Annotated in this window: 12 protein-coding genes; 10 read left to right on the top strand and 2 right to left on the bottom strand. The window is 64.2% G+C overall.

Features of this window, described 5'->3' with window-relative positions:
- Positions 1-12: 12 nt before the first annotated feature.
- From ACIU1A_RS04760 to ACIU1A_RS04740, 5 genes are all read left to right on the top strand, one after another.
- Positions 13-1,200 carry an ABC transporter substrate-binding protein gene (locus tag ACIU1A_RS04760; RefSeq protein ID WP_140671890.1) on the top strand — a complete coding sequence of 396 codons (1,188 nt, stop codon included), beginning with the start codon at positions 13-15 and terminating at the stop codon, positions 1,198-1,200.
- A 72-nt stretch (positions 1,201-1,272) separates the two neighbouring features.
- Positions 1,273-2,010 (top strand): ATP-binding cassette domain-containing protein, encoded by a 738-nt coding sequence (locus ACIU1A_RS04755; RefSeq protein WP_404926737.1) that lies wholly within the window; start codon positions 1,273-1,275, stop codon positions 2,008-2,010.
- Positions 2,003-2,743 (top strand): ATP-binding cassette domain-containing protein, encoded by a 741-nt coding sequence (locus ACIU1A_RS04750; protein WP_140497625.1) that lies wholly within the window; start codon positions 2,003-2,005, stop codon positions 2,741-2,743. Before ACIU1A_RS04755 ends, ACIU1A_RS04750 begins: the two co-directional genes overlap by 8 nt.
- On the top strand, positions 2,740-3,690 hold the full coding sequence (locus ACIU1A_RS04745) for an ABC transporter permease (protein WP_140497623.1): 951 nt from the start codon (positions 2,740-2,742) through the stop codon (positions 3,688-3,690). Before ACIU1A_RS04750 ends, ACIU1A_RS04745 begins: the two co-directional genes overlap by 4 nt.
- 1 nt (position 3,691) lies before the next feature.
- Entirely contained in the window at positions 3,692-4,660 is a 969-nt protein-coding gene (locus ACIU1A_RS04740) for an ABC transporter permease (RefSeq protein WP_140562010.1), read from the top strand.
- 20 nt (positions 4,661-4,680) lie between these two features.
- On the opposite strand, the gene ACIU1A_RS04735 is transcribed toward ACIU1A_RS04740, so the two are convergent.
- Positions 4,681-5,517 (bottom strand): amidohydrolase, encoded by an 837-nt coding sequence (locus ACIU1A_RS04735; RefSeq protein WP_140514526.1) that lies wholly within the window; start codon positions 5,515-5,517, stop codon positions 4,681-4,683.
- A gap of 62 nt (positions 5,518-5,579) precedes the next feature.
- Positions 5,580-6,365, bottom strand: a complete 786-nt coding sequence (locus tag ACIU1A_RS04730) for an IclR family transcriptional regulator (protein ID WP_140497617.1) — start codon at positions 6,363-6,365, stop codon at positions 5,580-5,582.
- Positions 6,366-6,533: 168 nt separating this feature from the next.
- On the opposite strand from ACIU1A_RS04730, the gene ACIU1A_RS04725 reads away from it, so the two are divergent.
- The 5 genes from ACIU1A_RS04725 (at position 6,534) to ACIU1A_RS04705 (ending at position 11,980) form a co-directional block, all read left to right on the top strand.
- The gene (locus ACIU1A_RS04725; protein WP_404926736.1) at positions 6,534-7,853 is read left to right on the top strand and encodes an ABC transporter substrate-binding protein; all 1,320 of its coding nucleotides are present in this window, start codon (positions 6,534-6,536) and stop codon (positions 7,851-7,853) included.
- 145 nt (positions 7,854-7,998) lie between these two features.
- Positions 7,999-8,895, top strand: a complete 897-nt coding sequence (locus ACIU1A_RS04720; RefSeq protein WP_140564374.1) for a carbohydrate ABC transporter permease — start codon at positions 7,999-8,001, stop codon at positions 8,893-8,895.
- Positions 8,895-9,761 (top strand): carbohydrate ABC transporter permease, encoded by an 867-nt coding sequence (locus tag ACIU1A_RS04715; protein WP_140497611.1) that lies wholly within the window; start codon positions 8,895-8,897, stop codon positions 9,759-9,761. Before ACIU1A_RS04720 ends, ACIU1A_RS04715 begins: the two co-directional genes overlap by 1 nt.
- A 4-nt stretch (positions 9,762-9,765) precedes the next feature.
- Positions 9,766-10,863, top strand: coding sequence for an ABC transporter ATP-binding protein (locus ACIU1A_RS04710; RefSeq protein WP_404926735.1), 1,098 nt, complete (start codon positions 9,766-9,768; stop codon positions 10,861-10,863).
- 4 nt (positions 10,864-10,867) lie between these two features.
- On the top strand, positions 10,868-11,980 hold the full coding sequence (locus ACIU1A_RS04705) for a mandelate racemase/muconate lactonizing enzyme family protein (protein ID WP_404926734.1): 1,113 nt from the start codon (positions 10,868-10,870) through the stop codon (positions 11,978-11,980).
- Positions 11,981-11,988 lie beyond the last annotated feature (8 nt).

Below are 11,988 nucleotides of genomic sequence, written 5' to 3'. Positions count from 1 at the left end.
CGGAGGAGACAAATGAAAAGCCTGATCCGCGGCCTTGTGGCCGCAACCGCCTTCGCCTCACTCGCAACGACAGCTTTTGCCGAAGACGTACAAGGCGTCATCAGCGGGCTGCCCGATGAACTCAAGGCGCAATATGACGGCGCGCCGCAGACGGTGCTGCCATCGGCCTGGGACAATTTCAACCCGCCGTCCAAGCCATGGAAATGGTGCCATTCGGAATCCTACCAGGGCAACCCCTGGCGGGTCACCGTCACCAAGGAGCTGAAGCGCCTGGTCGACGGGCTGATCGCCGACGGCACCGTCTCCAGCTTCGAAGTGTCGGATTCCAACAACGACGCCAGCCATCAGATCAACCAGATCCGCGCCTTCATCGACAAGAAGTGCTCGATCATCACCTCGATCCCGGGCTCGGCAACAGCGCTCGATGACGCCATCGATGCGGCCGCCAAGGCAGGCATCCCGTTCATCACCGCCGCCGGTTCGGTGACCAGCCCGAACGCGATCAATGTCGATTCCAACTATGCGCGCTGGGGCTACGACATGATGACGGCGATCGGCAAGGCCAAGCCTGATGGCGCCAGCATCCTGCTGGTCGAGGGCATCGCCGGCCATCCGATCGTGGTTCAGGAGCGCCAGGGCGCCGACAAGGCGCTGGCGGAAAACCCCAAGCTGAAGATCTCGCGCACGGTCAACGGCAATTGGACGGCCAATGTCACCAAGACGGTGGTGCTGCAGGCGATCGCCACCAACCCGGCGCCGATCGATGCGGTGTGGACGACAGGCAGCGAAAGCCGCGTCGTCGCGGAGGCGTTCGCCGAAGCCGGCCGGCCGGCGCCGCTGATCACCGGTTCGATCACCGGCGATGCCCTGGGCTACTGGAAGGCCAATCCCGACAAGTACCGCTTCGAGGGCCATGCCGTGCTGCCGCACTGGACCGCCGAAACGCTGTTTCGCGTCGGCGAACGCATGCTCGACGGCCAGAAGCCGAAGCTGAACACGCTGCTCATTCCGATTCCGCCGGTCCACAATGCCGATCTCGGCGCCTGGTACAAGGACTGCATGACGACGGATGCCGTATCGATCTTCCCGGTGCCGCCCAAGGATCCGATGCCGGAAGAATGGCTCGACGCCTATTTCTCCAACCCGGCGCCGACCAAGGGATGGGACTATTCGAAGGTGCCAGACGCCTGCGCGAAGTGACGCCTGGGCCAGATAAGACCTCGACAAGCCGGCTCCTTTCGGAGGGCCGGCTTGCCAGCTTCGAAACGCGACATGCTTGAAATCAGAAACATATCCAAACGCTATGGCGAGACGGTCGCGCTTGCGGACGCCTCGATCGCGTTCCGGGCAGGAACCATCCACACCATCCTGGGCGAGAATGGTTCGGGCAAGAGCACCATGGTCAAGCTGCTGTCCGGCATCGTTCAGCCCGACAGCGGCACGGTCCTGCTGCAAGGCAGGCCGTTTTCGGGCGGAACCCCCTCGGCCTTCCAGGCGCAAGGCTTCGCCGCGGTCTTCCAGGAAGTGCTGGTCGCGCCGGACCGCAGCGTGACCGACAATATCCTGCTTGGCCTCGACGGCCTGGTCCGGCGCGCGGTTCCCCGCAACGAGCGGCGCGACAGGGCAGCCGCCGCCCTCAAACGTTTCGCCGTCACCAACGTTCCGCTCGACATGCCCGCCGGGCAGTTGCCGCTCGCAGCACAGCAACTCGTCGTTCTTGCTCGTGCGGTCGTGCGCGATCCAAAGATCCTGATCCTCGACGAAGTGACCGCAGCACTCGACTTCGCCGACCGCGAGTCCGTTTTTTCGCTGATGCGCACGCTTGCCGGCGAAGGCTGCCTGATCCTGTTCATCACCCACCGCATGGATGAGGTGACGTCGCTTTCGGATCGCATCTCGATCCTGCGCGGCGGCAGCGTGGTGCGCACCGAGGAGCGCGGCGCTTCGACGCCGGCGGAGCTTCTCAAGGCGATGGCGCCACGCACCGCCGCGGAGCTGGCGCATGGCTGATCGCGCCGCCCTCACTATCCGCGACCTCGTCATAGCACCGGACGCCAGCCCGATCATGCAGGCGGTCGCCGCCGGCGAGATCGTTGGGCTCGCCGGCCTGGATGGCCACGGCCAGGAGCTTTTCCTCGAGATGCTCGCCGGCCTAGTCGCGCCGCTTGGCGGTTCGATAACCCTCGATCTGCCCGGCGCATCCCGCGCCATCACCGGCTTCCGCAAGGCCGTATCGAGCGGCATCGCCTATCTTCCGCGCGGGCGTGCCAAAGGCATTTTCCCGACGCAATCGGTGCTCGACAATTTCGCCGTCTCGACGCTGTCTCGCGATACCCGCCTCGGCCTGATCAGCCCGGCGGCGCGCAAGGCGCGCTACGAGGCCTATCGCGAAAGGCTGTCGATATCGGCGCCTCGGCCCGACGCGCCGATCACCACCCTGTCCGGCGGCAACCAGCAGAAGGTGCTGTTGGCGCGGGCCCTGGCGCTGGACCCCGCAATGTTGCTTCTCAACGACCCGACGCGCGGCGTCGACGTAGCGACCCGGCATGTTCTCTACGACGTCTTTCGCGGGCTGGCTTCCGACGGCATGGGGCTCGTCATCCTGTCCAGCGAGATCGAGGAGATCCTTCTTCTCTGCCATCGCGTGCTGGTGTTCCGCGAAAATGAAGTCGTGGCGGAAATCGCCGGCCAGGCGATGACCACCGGGAACGTGATCGCAGCCATGTTCGGACGCGCGGCATGAGACCCTTCGCACGCATCCTGTCCCTCGGCCGAAGCGTCGGCTTCGCCGTCGTACTGCTGATCGCCCTGCTGGCGATCAATCTGATGCTGAGCCCGGCACGGTTCCAGCCGGGCTCCTGGGGTGCGCTGGTTGGTCTGGCGGCGCCGCTGATCGGTGCGGCCATCGCCTCGACGCCGGTGATCCTCGCCGGGCGCGGCGGCATCGATATTTCGGTCGGGCCGCTGATGGGCTTCGTCAACGCCATCGTGATCCAGGTGCTTTTCCTGCGCGCCGGAATATCCTCGCCGCTGGCGCTTGTTCCGGCGGCGCTGCTCATCGGTGCGCTGGTCGGGGCGGCGAACGGTTTCCTGGCGACCATCGTGCGCATCCAGCCGATCGTGGCCACGCTCGGCACCTATCTGATCCTGACGGGGGTGACGCTGACCATCCTGCCGGCGCCGATCGGCCCGGCGCCGGCCTGGCTGAAAGCCCTGGCGGGCCCACTCTCGCTTCTGCCGCTGGCCTTGATGTTCCTTTTTTGGTGGCTGGTGCGGCGCAGCCCTTATTACGACCAGCTGATGGCGGTCGGCAGCGACGATCGCGCCGCCTATACGGCCGGCGTCGACGTCACGCTCGTGCGCTTCATCGCCTATGTCATGACCGGCATCCTGGGCGGCTGCGCCGGACTGATGCTGACTGCGCTGATCGGGTCGGCCGATCCCAACATCGGCCCGACCTACACGCTGATCGCCATCGCCGCCGTGGCGCTCGGCGGTGTCAGTCTTGCCGGCGGCCGTGGTGGCGTCGCGGGTGCCGCGATCGGCGCTGTCGACATCTTCCTGCTGCAAAGCGTGCTGACGACGTTCAACGTCTCGACCTTCGTGCTGCAGATCGCCTACGGCGCCATACTGGTGCTGGCGGTGATGCTGACCGCGCTGCAGGAACGCTTTGCCATCGGGAGGCGCTGACATGGCTGGCCGAAATCTATTCGCGACAACCAATGCCCGTGTCGTCGGCGCCTTCTGTGTTGCCGCCCTTCTGCATCTTGCCGGCATCATCCTCATTCCGGGCTACTCCAGCCCGTTTGCGGTGCGCGCCATGCTGGTGCTTGCCTCGCTGCTCGCCGTCGCCTCGATCGGGCAGACGCTGGTCGTCATCATGGGCGGCATCGACCTGTCGATCCCGTTCGTCATCGGCTTTGCCAATGTCGTGGCCGCGCAACTCTACGGCGATGGCTGGAATTTTGTCCTGGTCTGCGGCCTCGTCGGCGTGCTGGCGATCCTTATCGGTGGCCTGAACGGGCTCATCGCGCGCAGCCTCGACATCCAGCCGCTTATCGTCACGCTCGGCATCGGCATGGTCGTGCAAGGGCTGGTGCTTTTATGGACCGCGGGCTTCCCTTCAGGCTCCGCGCCGCAAGCGGTTTCGAGCTTCGTGTCGATCGGCGGATCGGCCGGGCCACTGCCGGTTCCATGGCTGGTGCCCTGTCTTGTCGTGCTGGCGGCGCTCGTCGTCCTGGTGCTGGAGCGGACGCCCTATGGGCGCCGGCTCTACGCACTCGGCAGCAATCCGGGTGCCGCGCCTCTGGCGCTGATCGATCCCGTCCGCATGTGGGTGATCACCTATGCGGCAAGCGCCTTCTTCGCCGCGGTGGCGGGCGTTCTGCTGCTCGGCTTCACCGGCTCGGCCTATGGCGATGTCGGGCAGCCCTACCTGTTCCAGACCATCGCGGCCGTGGTCGTCGGCGGCGCGGCGCTGGTCGGCGGGCGCGGCAGCTATCTCGGGACCATTGCCGGCGTGCTGGTGCTGACCGAGATCAACACGCTGCTCATCGGGCTGGGCTTCCAGCCCTCGGCGGTGCAGGCAGCACTCGGCTTCATCATCGTGCTGTTGGTGTCGCTCTACGGCCGCGAACGGCACGTTTCGGCGACGATCTGAAGAGCCCCAAGCAGAGCCGGTTAAAGCCGCCAGAGCTTGCGGGCGTTCACCGAGAGCAGCCTGTCGCGTTCCGCAACACTGCAACCGGCAAGCAGCGCATGGGTCGCCGCCACCCAGGTCGAGAGACCGCCACCCAGCGTGCAGACCGGCCAATCGCTGCCCCAGACAACACGATCCCATCCGAACGAACCGATCGTGTGTTCGACATAGGGCCGCAGCGTCTCGACCGTCCAACTGCCGGGATCCGCATAGGCGACGACGCCGGAAATCTTGGCCACGACGTTGGGACGCCGCGCGATTTCGCTCATGTGTTCGCGCCACGGATGCTCGCCATTGCCCTTGATGTCGGGGACGCCGCAATGGTCGAGCACGAACTGGACGTCGGGCGCCAGATCGGCGAGCGCGATCGCCTTGGGAATCTGGTGCGGCAGCACGACGAGATCGAAGGTGAGCCCGGTGCCGCCGAGCCGCCGGATGCTGTCCCGGAATAGCGCGCCTTCCGAGAGTTCATCGGGCATGACGTGGAGGACGCGGCGAAAACCCTTGACGAACGGCTTTGCTCGCTGGCGCTCGAGATAGGCCGCAAAATTGGCCTCTTCCGGACGGCAGGCGGCGATCGCCCCGGCCAGCATGCTGCCGGCCTGTCTCGACAGGCCTTCGACACGTTCGGTCTCGGCCTCGATATCGGCAGGGTCGACATCGACCTCCATATGCAGCACACGCTCGACGCCGACACGTTGAGCTTCCACGCCGTACTCCTCATAGGAGAAGTCGCGGTTGAGAGCGGGCACGCCGGCAAGCCACGGGTAGCGCAAGGCCGAGCGGTCGATGAGGTGCAGGTGGGTGTCGATGATCATGGCAGGGCTCCTCCCGTATCTTTCACATCATCTCACGGAGGAATTCTTCATTCAAATAAGAATTACGCCGATGAACCGACGGCCGACCCGGCCAGACGCGACAGCTTTTCACATGTGGCCAGCAGCAGTTCGATGGTGCGGGTCATGTCCGGCGCGGACGGTGCGTTGACGACGGTGATGTAAGGAATCGAAAGCGCCGCGATCGCCTTGCCGTCGGAGCCGCGCACCGGTGCCGACAGATTGTAGACGCCGGCAGTCTGCATCGAGGCCATCATCTCATATCCCCGTTCCCTGATCTGGTCGAGACGGGCAAAGAACTCGGGCGGCTGCGCCGTATTGTCGGTGCTGCGGACATGTTCGGAGATCATCATCTGGCGCTCCTCCTGCGAACGGAAAGCGAGCAGCACATGTCCCGAACCGGTGTCGAACAGGCTGATGTGGGCGCCGACCCGGATCGAGATGCCCCAGTAGTTCGGCGCCTCCTGCTGGCCGATGACCACGGCGGAACCGCGATCAAAAACAACGAGTTGGTTGGCCTGCTGCGACGTCTCCGCCAGCTCCCGCATCAACGGCGTCGCATAGGAAACCAGCCGCCGCACCGGCGCGTGCAGTTGCGCCAGGCCGAACAGCTTGAGCGTCAGTGAATAGCGGTCACCGTCGAGCCGCGTGACATAACCGCGCCGCACCAGCCGGTCCAGCATGCGGTAGAACTCGTTGGGGCTGCGGTCGAGCTTCTTGGCGATTTCCGCCTGCGTCAGGCCGCCGTCGACGCCGGCCAGCAGTTCCAGGATGTCGAGCCCCTTGTCGAGCGCAGGCGCGCGATACCGCTCGTCTTCGCTGTCATCCATGGGCGTTCCCTCCAGTGAAATCGATTCTTCATATACGCAGGAACGCCGCCGACGGAAACAATTTCGCCTTGACGTTTCTATGAATGTTTTGTTTGTATATGAATGTAGCGCTTCTTGTCATCAGACGAGTTGCGGTCGCCGCCAAGGCGCACCCCAGGGAGGATACCAATGAACAGACTGCTTTCCGGCGTGTCCGCCGGCGCTTTGTTGCTCGCGTCAGGCGCAGGCGCAGCCCTTGCCGGCGACTTGCCCGGCAAGTTCGAAGGCGTCACCGTCGACGTGAAGCTGATCGGCGGCCAGCAATATGAAAAGCTCTACGAGCGCATCCCCGAATGGGAGAAGGCGACCGGCGCCAAGGTCAACATCCTGACCAAGAAGAACGGCTTCGACATCGACAAGGAGTTGAAGTCCGACATCGCCTCGGGCAGCACCAACTGGTGCGTCGGCTGGAACCATTCCTCCTTCGCGCCGCAGTATACCGGCCTCTATACCGACCTCAGCAAATTGCTGCCCAAGGAAGAGATCGACGCCTTCGTGCCATCGACGATCAAGGCGGCGACCATAGATGGCAAGCTGGAGATGCTGCCGCGCGCGCAGTTCGACGTCTCTGCCCTCTACTACCAGAAGAGCCTCTACGAGAACGCCGACAACAAGGCCAAGTTCAAGGCGAAATACGGCTATGATCTGGTGCCGCCGGACACCTGGAAGGAAGTCACCGACCAGGCCGAGTTCTTCGCCAACCCGCCCAACTTCTACGGCACGCAGTTCGCCGGCAAGGAAGAGGCGATCAACGGCCGCTTCTACGAGATGGTGGTGGCCGAGGGCGGCGAATATCTCGACAAGGACGGCAAGCCGGTCTTCAACTCCGAAGCCGGCGTGCGTGCGCTCGACTGGTTCGTCAACCTCTACAAGGCCAAGGCTGTGCCGGCCGGAACCACCAATTATCTCTGGGACGATCTCGGCCAGGGTTTTGCCTCCGGCACCGTCGCCATCAACTTGGACTGGCCGGGCTGGGCCGGCTTCTTCAACGATCCGAAGTCGTCGAAGGTCGCCGGCAATGTCGGCGTCAAGGTCGCGCCGAAAGGCTCGTCTGGCAAGCGCACCGGCTGGTCCGGTTTCCATGGCTTCTCGGTGACCGAGAACTGCCCGAACAAGGAGGCCGCGGCATCGCTGGTGTGGTGGCTCACCAATGAGGACAGCCAGAAGCTGGAAGCCGCCGCGGGCCCGCTGCCGACCCGCACCGCGGTCTGGGACTGGGACCTGAAGCAGGCCGAAAACGATCCTTACAAGAAGGAGGTTCTCTCCGCCTTCCAGGAAGAAGCCAAGCACGCTTTCGCGGTGCCGCAGACGCCTGAATGGATCGAGATCTCGAACGCCGTCTATCCCGAATTGCAGGCGGCGATCCTCGGCGACAAGACGTCCAAGCAGGCGCTCGACGAAGCCGCCACCAAGGCGACGCAAATCCTCGAAGACGCCGGCAAGCTGTAGAACCGCTCCCAGGGCCGCCTCCCCCATCAGTCATGGGGGAGGCGCTCGCGTCTTAAGGCGCGCACTGCCTCGGGTGTTCCACGATGACGGTGCCTGCCCCGCCCGGCTCGACAGGCGGCAATCGAATGCAACTCACAGGGTCCCAATGAAGGGCTTCAAGCCATCCGCGCCATTCCTGCTGCTGCTTCCGGCGATCATCGTGCTGGCGGCGGTCGTCGTGGTGCCGTTGCTTTTGTCGCTCTATTCCAGCTTCACGCCTTTCCGCCTGACCAAGCCCGAAACGTTCTTCGTCCTTGTCGGCTTCCGCAATTATCTCTCGATCCTGGCGAACGCCGATTTCTGGTGGGCGTTCGGCCGCACGGTTCTGTTGCTGACCATCGCGCTCAATCTCGAAATGCTGCTGGGCCTCGGCCTCGCCATGCTGGTCGAAAAGGCGACGCGCGGCCAGCGCGTCCTTCGCACGCTGATGATGTTTCCGATGATGTTCTCGCCGATCCTCGTCGGCTTCCAGTTCAAGTTCATGTTCAACGACAATATCGGCCTGGTGAACAACGCCCTGCAATCGCTCGGCATCACCAGGGATGCCATTCCGTGGCTGATCGAAGGCCATCTCGCCTTCATCGCCATCTCGATCGCCGAGATCTGGTCGTCGACGGCGATCTTCGCCATCCTGATCCTCGCCGGCCTGCTCGCCATGCCCAAGGAGCCAATCGAGGCGGCGCGGGTCGACGGCTGCACGCCGTGGCAGACGTTCCGCTATGTGACCTGGCCGTTCGTGATGCCTTTCGCCTACATCGCCATGACCATCCGTTCGCTCGACGTGGCGCGCGCCTATGACATCGTCAAGATCATGACCGATGGCGGGCCGGCGGGCCGCACCGAGCTTTTGTGGACGCTGGTGGCGCGCACCGCCTACAGCGATGGGCGCATGGGCATGGCCAACGCCATGGCCTATTTCTCGATCCTGCTGTCGATCGCCTTCACCGTCTACTTCTTCAACAAGCTCGCCGCGGCGCGCACGCAGATCGGTGCGGAGTGGTGATGGACGAGAATTCTTCCGCCCGCCTCAAGCGCCGGCTGCTGGGCATCGCCTATCGCATCGGATTGTTCCTGGCGATGCTGACCATCTGCCTGCCCGGCCTGTGGATCGTGCTTTCGTCGCTGCGGCCGACGGTGGAGATCATGGCCAAGCCGCCGGTGTGGATCCCGCAGCAGATCTCGTTCGACGCCTATGTCGCGATGTTCTCAGGCATCGGCAAGGGCGGCATCCCGGTCATAGAATATTTCCGCAACTCGCTGATCATCTCGGTGACCTCGACGATGATCGCGGTGGCCATCGGCATGGCCGGCGGCTATGCCTTCGCGCGCTACCGTTTCCGCGGCAAGTCGGGCGTCTTCCTCGGCCTGATGCTGACGCGCACGGTGCCGGGTATCGCGCTCTCGCTGCCGCTGTTCTTCCTTTATGTCAGGCTCGGCATCATCGACACGCATTTCGGACTGATCCTGGCCTATGTCGCGCTCAACGTGCCGTTCACCATCTGGCTGATCGACGGCTTCTTCCGCCAGGTGCCGAAGGACCTCGCGGAAGCCGCCCAGATCGACGGCTGCACCCGCTGGCAGGCCTTCTGGCAGGTCGAGTTCCCGCTTGCCGGGCCCGGCATCGCCTCCGCCGCGATCTTTGCTTTCCTGACCTGCTGGAACGAGTTCGCGCTGGCCTCGCAGCTTACCCGCTCGGTCAGCGCCAAGACGCTGCCGGTCGGCCTGCTCGACTACACGGCCGAATTCACCATCGACTGGCGCGGCATGTGCGCGCTCGCCGTGGTGATGATCATCCCGGCGCTCACCCTCACCTACATCGTCCAGAAACACCTTGTCGGCGGCTTGACCTCCGGCGCGGTGAAAGGCTGATCCCATGGCAACGGTTTCCCTCCAAAAGCTGACCAAGCGCTACGGCAATGTCGGGATCGTGCACGGCATCGACCTGGACATCGCGGACCGCGAATTCATCGCGCTGGTCGGCCCCTCCGGCTGCGGCAAGTCGACGACGCTCAGGATGATCGCAGGGCTGGAAGAGATCAGCGCCGGCTCGATCGAGATCGGCGGCCGCGTCGTCAACGATTTGCCGCCGCGTTCGCGCAACATCTCGATGGTGTTCCAGTCCTACGCGCTTTATCCCCACATGACGGTGCGCGAGAACCTCGGCTTCTCCCTGAAGATTGCCGGGGCCGCCAAGGAGGATATGGAGCGCCGCGTCGCCGAAGCCTCGGCCATCCTCGGCCTCGACACGCTGCTCGACCGCCGACCGTCGCAACTTTCCGGCGGCCAGCGCCAGCGCGTCGCCATGGGCCGCGCCATCGTACGCGATCCCGACGTGTTCCTGTTCGATGAGCCGCTTTCAAATCTCGACGCCAAACTGCGCACGCAGATGCGGACCGAAATCAAGAAGCTGCACGCCAAGGTGCGGTCCACGGTGATCTATGTCACCCATGACCAGGTCGAGGCGATGACGCTTGCCGATCGCATCGTCATCATGCGCGACGGCCATATCGAACAGGTCGGCACCCCAGACGAGGTGTTCCGACGGCCGGCGACGCGGTTCGTCGCGGGCTTCATCGGCTCGCCGCCGATGAACCTGCACGAGGCGACGATCGATGACGGCCACTTGGTTTTCGCCAGCGGCGAAAAGCTGCCATTGCCTAGCCAATTCAAAGCCAATGTCGCCAGGGGTAACAAGGTGGTGTTCGGGTTGCGGCCCGACGACATCTACCCGACCGGCCATGGTATCAGTTCCGGTGATGCGGCCGACGTCCACCAAATCGAATTGCCGATCACGGTCACCGAACCACTCGGCAACGAGACGCTGGTGTTCGTCGAGTTCAATGGCGCAGACTGGGTTTCGCGCATGCTGAACCCAAGAGCTTTGAGATCGGGCGAGCGGGTGGCCATGAGCCTCGACCTGTCGCAGGCGCACCTGTTTGCCGCCGACACGGGAAAGTCATTGCGGAGCTGACGACATGGCCACGATCGAAAAGATAGAACTGCGGATGGTGGACCTTGTGCCGAAGGTCAAGCGCACGGACGCGATCCAGAGTTTCGTCAGCCAGGAAACGCCTCTCGTCACGATCACCGATTCCGACGGCGCCGTCGGCACCGGCTACAGCTACACGATCGGCACCGGCGGCTCGTCCGTGATGCGGCTCTTGTCCGACCATCTGGCGCCGCGCCTGATCGGCCGCGACCCCGACATGATCGAGGCGATCTGGCACGATCTCGAATTCGCCACACACGCCACCACGATCGGCGCGATCACGGCCATCGCGATCGCGGCGATCGACACCGCGCTTTGGGACCTGCGGGCGAAGAAGCAAGGTCTGCCGCTGTGGAAGCTGGCGGGCGGCGCCAAGGACCGCTGCCCGCTCTACACGACGGAGGGCGGCTGGCTGCACATCGAGACGCAGGCGCTGGTCGATGACGCGCTGGCCGCGAAGGCCAAGGGATTTCGCGGCTCGAAGGTGAAGATCGGCAAACCGCACGGATCGGAAGATCTGGCGCGGCTGGCGGCGGTGCGCAAGGCGGTGGGCGACGGCTACGAGATCATGACCGACGCCAATCAGGGATTCTCCGTCGACGAAGCGATCCGCCGCGCAGCGAGGCTCAGTGAACTCGACCTCGCCTGGATCGAGGAGCCGCTGCCGGCCGACGACATCGATGGGCATGTCAGGCTGTCGAACTCGACGCAGACGCCGCTTGCCGTCGGCGAGTCGCTGTATTCCATCAGGCATTTCCGCGAATACATGCAGAAAGGCGCCTGTTCGATCGTGCAGGTCGATGTCGGCCGCATTGGCGGCATCACACCCTGGCTAAAGGTGGCGCATGCGGCGGAGGCCTTCGACATTCCGGTCTGCCCGCATTTCCTGATGGAATTGCATGTCAGCCTCACCTGCGCTGTTCAGAACGGCCGGTATGTCGAGTACATTCCGCAGCTTGACCAGTTGACCGGCAAGCGCATGCGCATCGAGGATGGACAGGCGCTGGCACCCGACGAGCCCGGCATCGGCATCGATTGGGACTGGGACGCGGTCAAGGCCATGAGCATCGCCGAATTCACCACGGCGATCACGAAATAGGGGAACGA

The sequence above is a fragment of the Mesorhizobium maamorense genome (assembly GCF_044998965.1).
Taxonomy (GTDB): Bacteria; Pseudomonadota; Alphaproteobacteria; order Rhizobiales; family Rhizobiaceae; genus Mesorhizobium.
This window is presented reverse-complemented; position numbering and strand designations above follow the sequence as displayed.

Coding starts and splice junctions, on each gene's coding strand:
- ACIU1A_RS04760 (WP_140671890.1), top strand. CDS start 13: ATGAAAAGCCTGATCCGCGGCCTTGTGGCCGCAACCGCCTTCGCCTCA.
- ACIU1A_RS04755 (WP_404926737.1), top strand. CDS start 1,273: ATGCTTGAAATCAGAAACATATCCAAACGCTATGGCGAGACGGTCGCG.
- ACIU1A_RS04750 (WP_140497625.1), top strand. CDS start 2,003: ATGGCTGATCGCGCCGCCCTCACTATCCGCGACCTCGTCATAGCACCG.
- ACIU1A_RS04745 (WP_140497623.1), top strand. CDS start 2,740: ATGAGACCCTTCGCACGCATCCTGTCCCTCGGCCGAAGCGTCGGCTTC.
- ACIU1A_RS04740 (WP_140562010.1), top strand. CDS start 3,692: ATGGCTGGCCGAAATCTATTCGCGACAACCAATGCCCGTGTCGTCGGC.
- ACIU1A_RS04735 (WP_140514526.1), bottom strand. CDS start 5,517: ATGATCATCGACACCCACCTGCACCTCATCGACCGCTCGGCCTTGCGC.
- ACIU1A_RS04730 (WP_140497617.1), bottom strand. CDS start 6,365: ATGGATGACAGCGAAGACGAGCGGTATCGCGCGCCTGCGCTCGACAAG.
- ACIU1A_RS04725 (WP_404926736.1), top strand. CDS start 6,534: ATGAACAGACTGCTTTCCGGCGTGTCCGCCGGCGCTTTGTTGCTCGCG.
- ACIU1A_RS04720 (WP_140564374.1), top strand. CDS start 7,999: ATGAAGGGCTTCAAGCCATCCGCGCCATTCCTGCTGCTGCTTCCGGCG.
- ACIU1A_RS04715 (WP_140497611.1), top strand. CDS start 8,895: ATGGACGAGAATTCTTCCGCCCGCCTCAAGCGCCGGCTGCTGGGCATC.
- ACIU1A_RS04710 (WP_404926735.1), top strand. CDS start 9,766: ATGGCAACGGTTTCCCTCCAAAAGCTGACCAAGCGCTACGGCAATGTC.
- ACIU1A_RS04705 (WP_404926734.1), top strand. CDS start 10,868: ATGGCCACGATCGAAAAGATAGAACTGCGGATGGTGGACCTTGTGCCG.